The sequence below is a fragment of the Vicinamibacterales bacterium genome (assembly GCA_036496585.1).
Taxonomy (GTDB): domain Bacteria; phylum Acidobacteriota; class Vicinamibacteria; order Vicinamibacterales; family 2-12-FULL-66-21; genus JAICSD01.
Genome location: DASXLB010000015.1, coordinates 158,036 through 172,466, shown reverse-complemented (window position 1 = coordinate 172,466; position 14,431 = coordinate 158,036). Strand labels below are relative to the sequence as shown.

General features: G+C 66.4%; 13 protein-coding genes. 6 read left to right on the top strand and 7 right to left on the bottom strand.

Features of this window, described 5'->3' with window-relative positions:
- Positions 1-52: 52 nt before the first annotated feature.
- Positions 53-814 carry a phytanoyl-CoA dioxygenase family protein gene (locus VGI12_05115; protein ID HEY2432037.1) on the top strand — a complete coding sequence of 254 codons (762 nt, stop codon included), beginning with the start codon at positions 53-55 and terminating at the stop codon, positions 812-814.
- A gap of 15 nt (positions 815-829) precedes the next feature.
- Positions 830-1,411 (top strand): shikimate kinase, encoded by a 582-nt coding sequence (locus VGI12_05110; protein ID HEY2432036.1) that lies wholly within the window; start codon positions 830-832, stop codon positions 1,409-1,411.
- A gap of 657 nt (positions 1,412-2,068) precedes the next feature.
- Here the strand turns inward: VGI12_05110 and VGI12_05105 are convergent.
- The 5 genes from VGI12_05105 to VGI12_05085 all read right to left on the bottom strand — a co-directional run bounded on the left by VGI12_05105 (position 2,069) and on the right by VGI12_05085 (position 6,949).
- Positions 2,069-3,532 (bottom strand): MFS transporter, encoded by a 1,464-nt coding sequence (locus VGI12_05105; GenBank protein HEY2432035.1) that lies wholly within the window; start codon positions 3,530-3,532, stop codon positions 2,069-2,071.
- A 375-nt stretch (positions 3,533-3,907) separates the two neighbouring features.
- Complete coding sequence (locus tag VGI12_05100; GenBank protein ID HEY2432034.1) at positions 3,908-4,192, bottom strand: type I restriction-modification system subunit M N-terminal domain-containing protein; 285 nt, start codon at positions 4,190-4,192, stop codon at positions 3,908-3,910.
- Positions 4,193-4,742: 550 nt separating this feature from the next.
- Positions 4,743-5,303, bottom strand: a complete 561-nt coding sequence (locus VGI12_05095) for an MOSC domain-containing protein (GenBank protein ID HEY2432033.1) — start codon at positions 5,301-5,303, stop codon at positions 4,743-4,745.
- 133 nt (positions 5,304-5,436) lie between these two features.
- Positions 5,437-5,841, bottom strand: a complete 405-nt coding sequence (locus VGI12_05090) for a hypothetical protein (protein HEY2432032.1) — start codon at positions 5,839-5,841, stop codon at positions 5,437-5,439.
- A 325-nt stretch (positions 5,842-6,166) separates the two neighbouring features.
- Entirely contained in the window at positions 6,167-6,949 is a 783-nt protein-coding gene (locus VGI12_05085; protein ID HEY2432031.1) for a DUF4412 domain-containing protein, read from the bottom strand.
- Positions 6,950-7,242: 293 nt separating this feature from the next.
- On the opposite strand from VGI12_05085, the gene VGI12_05080 reads away from it, so the two are divergent.
- The 4 genes from VGI12_05080 (at position 7,243) to VGI12_05065 (ending at position 10,235) form a co-directional block, all read left to right on the top strand.
- Positions 7,243-7,452, top strand: coding sequence for a hypothetical protein (locus VGI12_05080; GenBank protein ID HEY2432030.1), 210 nt, complete (start codon positions 7,243-7,245; stop codon positions 7,450-7,452).
- Positions 7,453-7,457: 5 nt separating this feature from the next.
- Positions 7,458-8,477 carry a carboxypeptidase-like regulatory domain-containing protein gene (locus VGI12_05075; protein HEY2432029.1) on the top strand — a complete coding sequence of 340 codons (1,020 nt, stop codon included), beginning with the start codon at positions 7,458-7,460 and terminating at the stop codon, positions 8,475-8,477.
- Positions 8,478-8,592: 115 nt separating this feature from the next.
- Positions 8,593-8,880 carry a hypothetical protein gene (locus VGI12_05070; protein HEY2432028.1) on the top strand — a complete coding sequence of 96 codons (288 nt, stop codon included), beginning with the start codon at positions 8,593-8,595 and terminating at the stop codon, positions 8,878-8,880.
- Between the two features lie 152 nt (positions 8,881-9,032).
- On the top strand, positions 9,033-10,235 hold the full coding sequence (locus VGI12_05065; GenBank protein ID HEY2432027.1) for a rhomboid family intramembrane serine protease: 1,203 nt from the start codon (positions 9,033-9,035) through the stop codon (positions 10,233-10,235).
- A gap of 16 nt (positions 10,236-10,251) precedes the next feature.
- On the opposite strand, the gene VGI12_05060 is transcribed toward VGI12_05065, so the two are convergent.
- Together VGI12_05060 and VGI12_05055 are read right to left on the bottom strand one after the other, a co-directional pair.
- Positions 10,252-12,753, bottom strand: coding sequence for an ABC transporter permease (locus VGI12_05060; GenBank protein ID HEY2432026.1), 2,502 nt, complete (start codon positions 12,751-12,753; stop codon positions 10,252-10,254).
- Between the two features lie 100 nt (positions 12,754-12,853).
- Positions 12,854-14,386 carry an ATP-binding protein gene (locus tag VGI12_05055; GenBank protein HEY2432025.1) on the bottom strand — a complete coding sequence of 511 codons (1,533 nt, stop codon included), beginning with the start codon at positions 14,384-14,386 and terminating at the stop codon, positions 12,854-12,856.
- Between the last annotated feature and the right edge of the window lie 45 nt (positions 14,387-14,431).

Genomic DNA, 14,431 nt, shown 5'->3' with positions numbered 1-14,431 from the left:
GCGCCATCCTCGATTTTTTGTGGAATTGACTCACGTCGTTTAGCCTTCACAGATGGACCACAGGTTCAGCGTCATCGCTGCCGGTTGCGAATTGCCGGCAAAAGCCGTCCGGGAATTGGACGACGTCGGCTTTGTCGTGGTCCCTGGTCCCGTGGCACCACCGCAACTCTCGCGGCTGAGAGCCGTCTACGACGCCGCTGTGTCGGCCGCCGACCCCGCCGACTTCAACAGTGGACGGACGACAACGCGGGTGTCGGACTTCGTCAATCGTGCCCCCGACTTCGATGCCCTGTACGTCTATCAGCCGATCCTGGAGGCGTGTTGCCGCGTCATCGGCGCACCGTTCCACCTCAGCACCATGCACGCACGCGCGGTGAACCCGGGCGCACCGGCGCAGGACCTGCACGCGGATTACCGGCGCACGGGGGACGGCTGGCCGATGGTGGGCTTCATCTTCATGGTGGACGAGTTTCGCTGCGACAACGGCGCCACTCGCTTTGTGCCAGGTTCGCACCGCTGGCCTCATGCGCCGAGCGACGTGATGCAGGATGCCGCCGCGGACTACGAGGGGCAGGTAGCATCCTGCGGTCCTGCGGGCTCGGTCGTCATCTACAACGGCTCCGTGTGGCACGGACATGGGGTCAACCGCACGAAGGAGCCACGACGGTCGATTCAGGGCGCCTACATCCGTCGTGACGACAAACAAGGGACGAACCAAGCGGCTCGGATGCGTCCCGAAACGCTTGAGCGTATTGGAGCCCTTGCCAAGTACGTTTTGAACATCGAGTCCCAACTCCCCGTTCCGGATGCCTGAGCCGATGGCAATGCGATGATTCGACTGATCGGCCCCGGCGGAGCCGGGAAGAGCACGATCGGTGCTCTTCTCGCAGCGCGCCTGGAAGTACTCTTCGTCGATCTAGATCGGCACTTTGCTGACCTCGTCGGAGATATCGGCGAGTACATCGACCAGCACGGATACGACGCATACGCGCGAGAGAATATCGAAGCGTACTGCTCATTGTTCCGCGAAGCCGTCTGTCCTGGGGTTGTTGCGTTGTCTTCCGGCTTCATGACGTACGCCAACGACGCTCACCCAGAGTACGGACGCATTCGCCGCGAGATCGAGGAGTGCGCCCAGACACTCGTCCTCCTGCCCTCTCTGAACCTGGAATGCTGTGTGGCGGAGACCGTCCGCCGACAAGTCGCGCGTCCATTCGGACGATCTCCAGAGCGAGAAGAGGCCGTGGTACGGACACGGTTCGAGATCTACATGGCCTTTCCGATACGGAAAGTAGAGACGATGAGTCCTCCAGCCGCGATCGTGGACGAGATCCTCGCCGCGCTGTCGCCAGTGAATCACGGCGCCGTACCCGGCCTCGAACCTTCGATTCTTCGCCCACCCTGGCCGTGACATCGACGTTGTTCAGAGGTGGCGATCGACGTCAACGCGCCCACCTCTCGCAAATCCTCGATCTTCTTGGATGTGTCCTTCCTTCCTACGATCGGGATGCGCTGCGCCGCCTTTTGGGGGACGCGGTTCGATGGAAGTTTCGGGCTGACACTGTGCTAACGCGGCGACGAGACTGGGCGATACCGGCCGAACGGCGTTGAACGAGAATGCTGAATATTCTGTGCACATCGCGTGTTCAGGCGTATGCAGGTCTTTTCATCAATCCGGACTCAAAATCCCGTGGGCTTAACGGCCCGTGACGGTTCGATTCCGTCCTCCGGCACTTTTCCTAGCAATTTTGCACATCACACGCGCCAGCGGTGCCACAGATAGCCGCTAGAGGCTTGGGGGTAGCCAAAAGGTAGCTTCCGAAAAAAGACCACACTTGTGGAGCCGTCCGAATGCTCCTTGCGGAGCGATTCTGTCACTGAATATCTTTGGCATTAATTCCGGCACTAATTGCGTGAATCAAGGAGTGCCAAATGAGCAAGAAGACCACTGCCACCGCCAACACGCTGACTTCCGCAAGGACCACCCGAAGGATCGCGCCAGCTACGGAATCGCGGGGTCACTGGAATCGTGGTGTTCGACAAGCGGCTGTTCGCCAGCGGCACCCGTTCACGCGTTCGTGGGACGTCGCTCGACGAACAGGGCGGCGGCCAGCGCGCCCGCCGCACACAGGGCGGCCGCTTCCCAGAGCACGTGTCGATAGCCGACCACGAACGATTCCTGGACTGCTCGACGGCCGTCAGCGTCGTCCACTTCGGCGCCCGCGAGCTTGGCGCGCTGCGCGTCGACTGAGTGACGGACGCCTGCGGGCAGCGTACCGATGCGGCGATCGAGCTCGCGATTGAACGCGCTCGACAGCACGACGCCGAACGCGGCGACGGCCAGTAGTCCCGCGATCCGCGACATGGCGTTGTTGATGCCCGACGCGATCCCGGCGCGACGCTGATCCACCGCACCCATGACGACCGTCGTCAGCGGTGCGACGCAGACCGCCATGCCGAAGCCGAGCACGAGCATTCCGGGAAAGATCGTCGCCCAGTAGGAGCCGCCGACACGAGGGCGTGCGAGCAGCATCAGACCGACGCCCGCGATCAGCGGACCGATCACCAGCGGTACTCGGGCGTCGTACCTGCCTGCAAGACCGCCCGACCACCGCGACAGCAGGAACATCAGCAGAATGAACGGCAGGAGCGACCCACCCGCCTGCGTCGTCGAATAGCCCTGGACCTGGACGAGATCGAGCGGAAGGAAGAAGAACACCGCACTCAGCGCGGCGTACAGAAGAAGCGTGAGCAGGTTCGCGCCCGTGAACGTCCGTGAACGAAACAACGACAGCGGAATCATCGGGGCCCGCTCGCGCGTTTCGACGAACGCGAAGACGAGAAGAACGATCGCTCCGATGCCACCGATCGCCGGCTTCGATTCAATCAACGCGAACACGACGGCGCCCAAGCCCGCGATCGTCAGCAGCGTGCCGCGCCAGTCGAGGACGGGTCGCGAGTCGTCACGTCGGCTTTCCCCCACGCGGACGATCGTGATTGCGAGCACGATCACCGCGAGCGGGACGTTGATGTAGAACGCCCAGCGCCACGAGCCGTGCTGCACGAGCCAGCCGCCCAGCACGGGACCAATCGCGGCCGTGATGGACGTAAATCCGGACCACGTGCCGATGGCGCGACCTCGCTCGTGCGCCGGAAAGGACGCACTAATGAGGGCTAGGCTGTTCGGGACCAGCAGCGCCGCCCCGACACCCTGCGCTCCACGTGCCGCGATCAGTTCCGCGATCGTCGTCGACAGGCCGCAGCAGATGGACGCGATCGAAAAGATCACAACACCGATCGCGAACACCAGCCGTTTTCCGTAGAGATCGCCGAGCGATCCGCCGGTGAGCAGGATCGCGGCCAGGGCGAGCGCATACGATTCGACGACCCATTGCACCTGAGCCAGCGTGGCATGGAGGGCGGATTGCACGGCCGGCAGCGCGATGTTCACGACGGTGCCGTCGATGAATGCCATGCTCGAACCCAGGATGGTCGCCGCCAGCACCCATCTTCCCCTCGTGACGTTCGGCATCGCGAGCCATTCTGTCACCGACGCGGTTGGCGATGGATGTGCGGGAGATCGCGGCGAGGCTATCTCACAAACGGATGGGGATTCGGCGTGAGGCGCATCGCCTCGACGTACATCTGCGCCACGCTGCGCCAGTCCCACGTCTCTACAGCGTGAGCAAAGGACTCGTGCCAGAAACGATCACGATAGCCTTTGTGCGTCAGCATCAGCGAGCACCTCTGATGCAGCGGCGCCAGAATGGCGTCGGATTCGAGGGTGGATTTTGTCAGGTGTGTCCCTCCAGTGCGGCGAGCACAACGCCATCCTGAACCTTCCCGCCGCGTTCCACAACAGAGGCGTGGGCCCGAGGGTCGCGCTTCCAACGCGACGATGTGTTGGTCAGGGCGCTCTTCGATCGTGCGACGTGACTGACCGTTGGCGTGCGCGACTCCCCGAGAGTGCCGCGCCGACATTGGCTGGCGTCTCGCGCACGTCGCGCCGGTGGCAGTCCTCCGGGACGTCGAAGCGATGCACTTCAGGGACATCGACCGGATCGGCATCGCCGAACAGCGCCGCAGCGTCGGCCGTCTCTTCGTCCCAGACGTCGGAGATGCGCCTAAAGAACAGCAGCGGCAGGATGTACGCCTTCCAGTCAGTGCGGTCCACGGCGCTGCCGCGGAGGATCTCCCGTCACCACCATCTACGCGCGCTACAGGTACGAACAAGGAGAGACGCGCCACGCCCGAGACGCGAGCATGCTCAAGACACTCGATGCAGCAGGCGCCCCTGAGCTGGACGCGCTGCGGTGACCATCATTCGCTCCGCTACGCAGCCACAGGATCCACTCTCCCGGCCCGGCGCGCCGGCAGGTAAGTTGCGACGACTGCGACGAGTCCGAGCGCGAGAGCCGCTGCGCCAAACGTCATCGGTGCTCGCGATGCCATAGAGGATCGACCGCAGAGCTAGCGGCCAGCAATTTGACTCGGGCTGACACTGGGCTAACGTCGAGCAAGTTATGGCTTGCATCGCCCTGACCGATCGGTTTGTCGCGGGCGCTCGCTCCAAGACTCGCACGGTCTTCTTCGATTCGAAGGCCGGCCATCGGGGTCGAGCTTCCGCCGGGCTACGCCCCCGCACTGCACGACCTGGCTGGGTCTTGACGAAAGCTCCGCGCCGCTCGGAGTGCGTTCGCTGATGGCCGGCGTTCTTCGACTGGCGTTCTGGCGGGGAAAGATCACTCGGCGATCGGCCGCGCGGAGCGCGCCGCGAACGCCTCCGCGATCGTCACTCGGCGGCCAGTGCCAGGAGTGAACCGGATCGCATCCCCGACCGCAACCTCACCTTCCCGTTCGACCGCCAGGTAGAAGCCGCTGCGGCCGCTTCGCAAGAAGCGCTTCACGATGTCGAGTCGCTCGAACCGGATCTGGAGCTTGTAGCAAGGCATCCGCGGCGTGGTCACGACGAAGTGGGCGCCCCCGATCTGGAGCCGGTCGCCGGGAGCGACATCGGTCTCGAGCAGGCCTTCCGTGGTGAGGTTCTCGCCGAACGCCCCCATCCCCAGATCCACCTCCGGCAACTGCGCGCGCCAGTAAGCATAGTGCTCACCCGGATAGGCGTAGACCGCCTTCTCGATCCCGCCGTGGACGGTCAGGTCGGCCTGGCGATCGCCGTCCATGTTCAGCCGCCGGACGGCGACCGGCCCTGGGATGGGCGACTTGAAGATGCCGGTCGTGACTACTTCCCCGTTCCACTCCACCTCCCGCGGTGAGCCGACGTTGATCGACAGCAGCGTCATTCCGCTCAGTCTATCGCGGGGGTTTCGAAGATAGATTGGCGATGCCGGAGTTCCCGCCATCTTCTGGCCGGGCCTCGGCTTCGCGGCGGGCGGTGGCCGCGCGACTTCTTGTATGTGCGTCGACGGCTGAGGGTCACTCGCCTCTAGCCGCGGCGCAGGCGATTTCAGTGATGGGAGGTTCGATGGGATGGGCGTTGAAGAGCGATTCCGCGAGCCGGTCGATACGCACGCCGAGCGGCGTGTACGAGACCACGATCGAAAAGACGAACGCGCCGGCCGCTGTGAGCGCGGCCTCCGTATACTCGCCGGGATAGTGCGACGCGTGGATCACGGCGTCCGCCACGAACGTGCACATTCCGAGGAATGCAGCTGAGGTCCAGCGGTTCAAGAGATGCCGCGCGTATTGACTGAACGTCACAGCCAGGGCCGGCGAGACTCCCAGCAGCCCTGTTTTCGCAGCAATCCAGGCGTGCGTCAACGTTACGTCGCCGAGGTGGCCCTGAACCATCAACACCAGGCACACGGCACCGACCTCCACGGCCTTGTGGCCGCAGAGCACCAAGCGAAAACGACCACGCCTTTTCGCGACACTATCTCCGTGCATATGCAGACGTCCAGGATGTCGCAAGCCGGCCTCTCGCAGCGCGAGAAGTGTATACCGCGATTTTGGCCTTCCCTCTGCAGATATCGTAATCGCGTCGTGCTGCCTCGATCGTGGCCACCTCGATTCGGGAACTCGACGGGGGTGACGTTACTTTGGCAATTCTGTAGGGCACCGTCATGCGCTCGCTGCACAGAGAAGAAGCCCTCGGTCTAGCGAGAAGCCGGCTCAGAGAGCCAACAGAACGGGGCAGTGCAACAACTCAGTGTCGACGGCGCCCGCGACCGTCGAGGGCCTTCAGCATGGGGTTGTCGATCTTCGTATAGCCGGCAGGGACCTCCCACGCGGACGCCGGAATCGCCCCCTTGCGGACTTCGGTCACTTCGCTCTCGCTCGTGGTCTTCTGCCCCATGACGTCCATCTTCATCGACGTGGCAACGGGATACCCCTTCATGGCCTTCATCTTCTCCGCCAGATCGGCCCCGCTCTTGGCCATCGGCCCGAAACCGGCCATCACCTTCTGCATGCTCTCGGAGTAAGCCTTGTAGGCGTCGAAGGCGCTGACGGGGTACTGAAGCTCACTCGTCACGCACTCCTTCATCGTGGTGAACTCGTTCATCGTGATCACCCATTCCTCGCAGCTGAAGCCTGCGACCTTCCGGGTCTCCCCTGTCTTCTTCACCTCGACCGGGCCGGCCATCCCCGCGCTCATTTTCCCCATCATCTCCATCCCCTTCTTCATCTCCGGGTCGTTCATCTTCTCCTGCAGCTTGGCCGCGAACTGATCCATGTCCTGCTTCGTGGTCGTGTAGTAGGTCTTCTTCGCGCCGTCCAGGGTCGTCATGACGCCGGTCTTCAGGTCGATGATCACGTCGTGCCCGCCGTCCTGCGCCATCCGCACGTGGTCACTGGCGATGTAGCTGGTGGACGTGGCGCCCGGCTTGCCGTTGACCGTGTTCTTCGACACGATCGTCAGGTCGTCGGCAGACGCGGCCGTCCCCGCGGCGAAGAGAAGCGCGCTGAGCGTGAGTGTCGCAAATCGCATAAATCCTCCAGTTGAAGAATGGGTGAGTCTGGTGTTGGCGTCGCCTATTGGCGCGTCAGCTCGATGCGCCGGTTTCGCGCGCAACATGCGCTCATTCCGAACGAAGCCGGGACTGCCAAGCAGCCGATCGAGCTGCCGCCGGACGCCGTCGGATTCCGGGATCGCTTCGCTGGTCATGGGCTGGCGTTGAGTATCCACCGTTTTCCTGGAGGCGCAAGGAGTATGAACCCCGTTTCGACCCGCTCAGGCAGGCGACGCCCTGCTCGCCTGTCGTATAACTCACCACTACGAGGATGCACGCCCCCAACTACGCCTGCTGCCTCGACTACCACGGCACCTACGCCGCGAACGGCACGGCCACGTTCACCTGGGACGCCGGTACCATCCAGGCGCCGTGGAATGCCACCGCGACGCTCACCGACGACACGTTGAGCGTCACCTACAACCAGACCATGAACAAGAACGACTTCGAGAATGCCGTCTGCACGCGCGTGAACGAGTGACTGGCATGAAGCGCTGCGCGCTGGCGATCGTGGCCGCCGCTCTTGCGTCGGGGTGCAAGCCTGGCAGCAGCGCTCCAACCAGCCCCGGCCTGACGTCCAGCATCGTGGTCTCACTCGATGGCCCGGCATCGGTGGCGCCGGGCGGCGTGCTGCGCTATCGGGCGCTCGCCACCCAGTTCGGCGTGTCGCAGGACGTGACCGCTGGCGCTGCGTGGACGAGCGACAGTCCCGACGTCCTGCGATCGACCGCACCTGGCACATACCTAGCGGCGTCATCACTCGGCGAGACCAATATCCGGGTCACTTACCTGAAGATGGCGGCGCTGGCACACGTCTATGTGCTGGACACCGGGACGTTCGCCGTGCGCGGCATCGTTCGCGACGGGTCGATCGCGACGCCAGGCGCCCACATCACGGTGGTCGCCGGCGCCGCCGCCGGATTGAGCGCGGTCACCAGCAATATCGGAGCGTTCGAGCTGCTGGGGGTCGGAGGGACCGACACGCTGACCGTGACGCTCGACGGCTATCAGCCCGCGACGACCACGCTGAATATCAGCGCCGCCGCAACGGTCGATTTCACACTGCAGCCGGCAGGCCCGCGCCCTGACGTGTCGGGTGCGTGGCTGCTGACGTTCATGGCCTCGCCGGCCTGCCCCATCCTCCCCGACGAAGCGAGGCTACGGACCTATCCGATCATCGTCGGACAGAGCGGCCCGGCGCTGACACTGAAGTTCACATTGCCGCAGAGTGCGTGGTCGTCGAGTGAGTTCACCGTGAACGGGCTCCTCTTCGGCTCGCGGATGACGTTCGTCCTGTCGAATGATGATCCGTTGATCTACCAGACGCTGAGCTCGGGGGAGAAATTCACCCTCGACGGCGCCGCGACGCTCGACCTGAGCGCCGGGACGTTCCGCGGCCAACTCAACGGCATGGTGCACGTCTTTCTGGAGCCGAACTTCACCGGGACCTCGTGCACGCGGAGCGATCACGCGCTGCTCATGGCGCGCAGCGCCAACGGTGGTTGATGGCAGGCTCGGGCGAACACGGTTCGGCCTCAGGCGTCACCTCTCCCAACTCCGGAGCCAGCTCCTCAGTCCTCAGTGCGCGATCGGCGCCGTTACGCAATACCGGTGCGCTCGCATGAGTGGTCCATCATATGCACTGGCCGGAGCGTGCCGAACCGGATGCCGCCGGAGTGTATTCAAGGACGACAGTACACTGTGTAAAGAATGGCAATCTGAGGACGAAATCAAGGCAGAGCTGCGCGAGCTGACCGAGGCCACGCGCAAGCTCAGGCACGATCTCGACTCGATGGTGCGGCACCCCGCGCGCAGGGCGGAGCGGCGCGATCTGCACAAGACCGACGGCCAGAGAGCCGATGAGCGGCCTCAGGTGGATCGCCGCAAGCGCGGGAAGTCGCCCGAGTAGCACTGCCAATACTGGAATGGCGCCCTCGGCGCCTCGTGCGTTTCTCGCGTCCGCCGCCCCAAATTGAAATCCGCGCCGGTGTCCAGCCGCCGCTATCTTCCTGACAGGTCAGCCGCGACGGCGTGGCACAGCTCTTGAGCTTAGCGCCCGCGATGGCCACCCCGCTGTTTGCGCTTCTCGTCCTCGCCGGGGCGGCGTTGTATTTCATGAACCCGGAAGAACGGCAGAAACTCATAGCCGCCGGCGTCTCGTGGCTTCGGCGGGTTGCCCTCGAAATGCGCGACGGACGCGAGCCGTACGACGAACTGGACGCGATCCTGCTCGCGCGCACCCGGAGCATCATCGTGACCCCCGCGGTGATCGCCGTCTGGACTCTGGTCTGGCTCTTCACGCCGGCAGTGGGCAGTGACGGCGCGGTGAGCTGGGGAGCGAACTATGCTCCGCTGACGACCAACGGCGAGTGGTGGCGCCTCGCCAGCTATGCGACGATCCCCGACGGCCTGCTGCCGCTGCTCGCCGCGGCCGCGGCTTTCGTCGCGATCGGCATGGTCCTCGAACGCCTGACTGGCGCCATCGCTTTTGCGGGCGCCAGCGCTGCAGCCGCAGTGGTCGCCGGCGTCGTCAGCCTCTGGACGCTTCCCGCGACGTCGAGCACCTCTGGCGCGTCCGGCGCCGTGTTCGGCGCGATCGGGCTGCTGCTGGCGGCGATGGTCTATGGCTATCTGCGCCAGCCCCGTCTGCCGTTCTCGGCCGTCGCAGTCAAGCGTATCGGCGCTGGTACGGCGCTCTTCCTGATCGTCGCGGCCTCGACGAGCCAGCTCACCGCGGCAGCGGCGTTCAGTGCGTTGTCGACGGGCCTCGCGATCGGCGTGGTCGTGGCCGGCGGCGTGGTGCAGGCACGAGCCCGTCCCGGAAGATCGCTGGCCGTGTCCGCGGCGGTCGCCGGCCTGGCCTTCGCGCTCGCGCTGCCGCTCCGCGGCACGATCGACGCGCGGCCGGCCATCGCACGAATCGCCGACGTCGAGGCGCGGACGTCCTCCGACTACGCGAAGGCCGTCAATGCCTACACGCAGGGACGATTGAACGCCAGGGCACTCGCGCAACTCATCGAGAAGAACATCCTGCCGGCGCTCGACGCCGATCGCGCGCGGGTCGAAGGGCTGCGCGGGGTGCCTCGCGAACAGGCCCCGATGGTCGCGACGGCGCGCGAATACTTCGAGCTGCGCGACGCGTCGTGGCGCCGCCGCGTCGATGGCCTGCGCGGCTCGAGCATGACCGCCCTGCGCGATGCCGATCGCGCCGAGCGCGCTGCGCTCGACGCCTATGGGCGCCTGCAGCTGACCGGCGGTTCGTAGAGGCGCTGCCGAACCACTACCCCCGGCGCAGCGCCACCTGCGGATCGATCCTGGTGACGCGGTGGACCGGCACCCAGGCAGCAACGAGCGCCACCGCCAGCATCAGGAGCGAGATCCCGCCGAGGACGATCGGGTCGGCCGACGCCAGGTGCCAGAACATGCTGTTGAGGACGCGGCTCAAGCCGAAGCCGCCGAGGACACCCAGCGCCACACCGGCGCCGATCGGGCGCAACGACTGCGCAAGCAGCTGCGCCACGACACCGCGCGCGGTCGCGCCCAGCGCCATCCGGATGCCGAACTCGGTCGTCCGCTGGCCGACCACCCACGACATCACCCCATAGACCCCGACGACCGCCAGCAGAATCGCCAGCGAACCGAAAATGCTGAACAGCGACGCGAAGAACCGGCTGTTGGTCACCGACGGAGACGACGACACGCGCTCATCCATCGTCATGAAGTCGCGCGCGGCCTGGTCCGGATCGACGCTCTTCAGCGCGTCCTGGATCGGCCGGACGAGCGTGAGCGGGTCGACCGAGGCACGCACCACGAGCGCCTTTCGGGTGTGTATCCATTCGTCTTCACGCCCGTACTCCGACAGGTGCTGGCGCATCGGGATATAGATCGCGGCCGGCTTCTCGTTGAAGAACGACGGATAGGCGACGTCGGCGACGATACCGACGATCTGGCGCGGCTGCGGCTCGGCGGTCGGGCCGTCGCCGGCCGGACCAATCGAGACCCGAATCATCTGGCCGATGGGATCCTGCGCTGGAAAGTGGCGATCGGCGAACGTCTTGTTGACCACGGCGACCCACGGCGTCGAGGCGTTGTCATGCCCGTCGATCGTGCGGCCGCGCAGCAGGCGGATCTGCAGCGTGTCGAGCGCCTGCGCGTCGACTTCGTTCAGATCGGCCTGCGGCTCCTTGCCGGGCTCGGGACGCGGGCGGCCGACGATGACGAAGGGATGCGTCCACACGTCCGTCGGCAGACGGCTGATCACGCCGGCCCTGGTCACGCCCGGCAGCGCGCGGACCCGCTCGAGGAGCTGGTCGTAGAACCGCTGGCTCTCGCCGGTGACGAGATTGGTGTCGCGCGCCGACTTGTCGAAGTACTTCGTGCCGCCGAGCAGCACGTCGGCGGTGAGGAGACGCGTCGTGTCGAATCCGGGCAGCTCGTGCTGTTCGCGCAGGAAGCCGCGCATCATCAGGCCGGCGCCGACGAGCAGCACCATCGACAGCGCGACCTCCGCGACCAGCAGCATGCTGCGACCGCGGCCGCCGCCGCCGCTCGATCCGCGCGCGCCTTCCTTCAGCAGTTCGTTGAGATCGGCGCGCGAGGCGCGCAGGGCCGGCAGCAGCCCGAACACCACGCTCGAGGCGAGGGAAATGGCCAGCGCAAACACCAGCACCCGGACGTCCATGCCGACGTGTCGCAGCAGTTCGGGGAACTGCGCCGGGACGATCAGGGCAAAGAGCCGCGTCCCCCACAGCGCCAGCGCGAGGCCGAAACCGCAGCCGACGAGCGCCAGGAGCAGGTTCTCGGTGAGGAGCTGCTGCATCAGCCGCCCGCGTCCCGCCCCGGCGGCGGCGCGCATCGCCATCTCTTTCTGCCGCGCGGCGCCGGCCGCCAGGAGCAGGTTCGCCACATTGGCGCAGGCAATCAGCAGCACGAAGCTGACGGCCCCGAGCAGGAACGTCAGGCCGGTCGTCGCATCGCCGAAAAACGCCTTCTGCAACCCGACTACGCGCGCGCCGCTGGCGCCGGCCTTCTCGCCGTGCGACTCGAGCACCTGGCGCGTCACGGCGGTCGCTTCCGCTTCCGCCGCCGCCAGCGTGACGCCGGGCTTGAGACGGCCGGTCGCGATCATCCAGCGCGCCTCGGGAATCCGCCGCAGGTCGTTGGCCGCCCAGAAGGCGATGTCGTCTTCCCAGGGCACCAGCGCAAACCCGCGCGGCATCACCCCGATGATCGTCCGCGGCTCGCCGTCGACGTGAATCGACGTGCCGATGACGCCGGCGGCGCCGGCCAGGTGGCGCTGCCAGGTGTCGTAGCTGATGACGATCGATCGCGCTTCCTTCTGCTTGACGACGTCGTCGAAGTCGTCGAGACGGTAGGTGCGCCCGAGCAGCGGTGCGACGCCGGTGATCGAGAGCGCGTTCCAGTCGACCGGCATCTGCGAGACGCGGCTCGTCTCGGCCGGCGTCGCGATGGTCACCGGCGCGCCATTGCCCTGGAAGAAGCCGAACGCCTCGAACGACTGCCCGCGCTCGACGAGCGCGCGCACGATCTCGTAGCTGGGGGGCTGCTGGCCGATGCCGCGCTCCGGATTCGTGCCCCACAGGACGGCCAGCCGATCCTCGGCGGCAAAGCCCAGGTCGTAGTGCGCGACGCGGTTCACGACGCTGTACATCGTCGTCGTGGCGCCGACGCCGAGGCCGAGCGACAGCCCGGACACGGCCAGCATCGCCGGATGGCGGCGCCAGAGCCGCAGCGCGTAACGGAGGTCGGACACTCGAATCACGGCAGCCCCCTGTCGGACGGATCCGCCTGGGTATACGGACGCGACGTGCGACGGTTCCTTCGCAGGGACGAGCGGCGCGGGCAGCAGGGCGAGCGCCCGATCAGTCCGGGTCGGCGGCGAGCAGACGGTCGATCGTTCGCAGCAGGCTGGCCGCGGTGAACGGCTTGGCCAGAAAGGCGCCCCGCGGCCGCGCCGGCAGCGCCGGCAGATCGTGGCTGTAGCCCGAGACGAAGACGACCCGCAGATCGGGGCGAATGGCCGCCAGACGCGCCGCCAGCGCCGGTCCGTGCAGGCCCGGCATCACGACGTCGGTCACGAGCAGGTCGATGCTGGACGCGTTCGCCTCGAACAGCATCATCGCCTCGGCGGCGCTGGCCGCGCCCAGTACGTGGTATCCGGCGCGGGTCAGGGTGCGACTCGTCGTCGCGCGCATGCCCGTCTCGTCATCGACGAGCAGGATCGTCGCGCGGCCCGCCAGCACCGGCGGCGCCTTTTCGGGCGGCGGCTCCGACTCGGGAGGACCCTCCGCGGCGAGCGGGAGGAAGATCGACACGGTCGTGCCGCGGCCGGGGGCCGTCTGCACCGAGATGAATCCGCCGGCGTGCTGCGCCACCCCGTGAACGAACGCCAGCCCCAGCCCGGTGCCCTGGCCGATTTCTTTCGTGGTGAAGAACGGCTCGAACAGATGCGCCTGCACCTCGGGGGCCATCCCGCTGCCGTTGTCGATGATCCGCACGCGGGTGTAGCGGCCCGGCACGGCGTGCTGGCCGGCGGGCACATCGGCGGCGGCGACGGTCACGCGCGCCGAGTCGATCCGGATCGCGCCGCCGGACGGCATCGCATCGCGCGCGTTGATGACGAGGTTGATCATGACCTGCTCGAAGTCGGCTGGGTCGATCAGCGCCCCACCCGCCTCGGCGCCGAGCGATAGCTCGAGCTCGATGTCTTCGCGGACGACGCGCGACAGCATGCCGCGCAGCGAATCAACCGCCTGGTCGAGATCGATCCGACTGACGCGCGGCTCGTTCTGCAGGCTGAAGGTCATGAGCTGGCGCGTCAGCGCCGCGCCGCGCTCGGTGGCCTTCTTGATTTCTGCGAGCGCCTCCCGATCGATCGGGCCGTCCGTCGGGACGTCGCCCAGCACGTCGAGATAGCCCATGGTCACCTGCAGCAGGTTGTTGAAGTTGTGTGAGATGCCGGCGGCGAGCTGGCCGACCGCCTTCATCTTCTGGGCCCGCCGCAGCTGCTCCTCCGAAGCCCGCATCTGGGTGAGCGTCGCCCGCAGCTCGGCGTCGCTGGCGCGCAGCGCCGCGATCGCCCGCTTCCGCCCGACGATCAGGCGGTTGCCGACGATCGCAATGACCGCGAAGAGAAGCAGCGAGGGCGCGCGCCAGCCGAACGGCGGCTGCGAGGGGGCGCTCTGAAACGCCGCGACGAGACCAGCCGCGGAGAGCACGGCCGCGAGGAGACCGGCGCCGCCGCCGCCCCACTGCGAGACGGCGGCGACCGTGCCGAACGTCGGCACGAAGGGCGCCGCCGCAAAGAACGGCCACGTCACGCGAGTCGTGACGACGGCCGCGGCCGTCGCGACGACCGACAACAGGTAGGACCGCCAAGCGGCACCCGCACGCATCACACTATTGTCACATTTGCGCCAGAGACGCGAACCCCGCGTTCC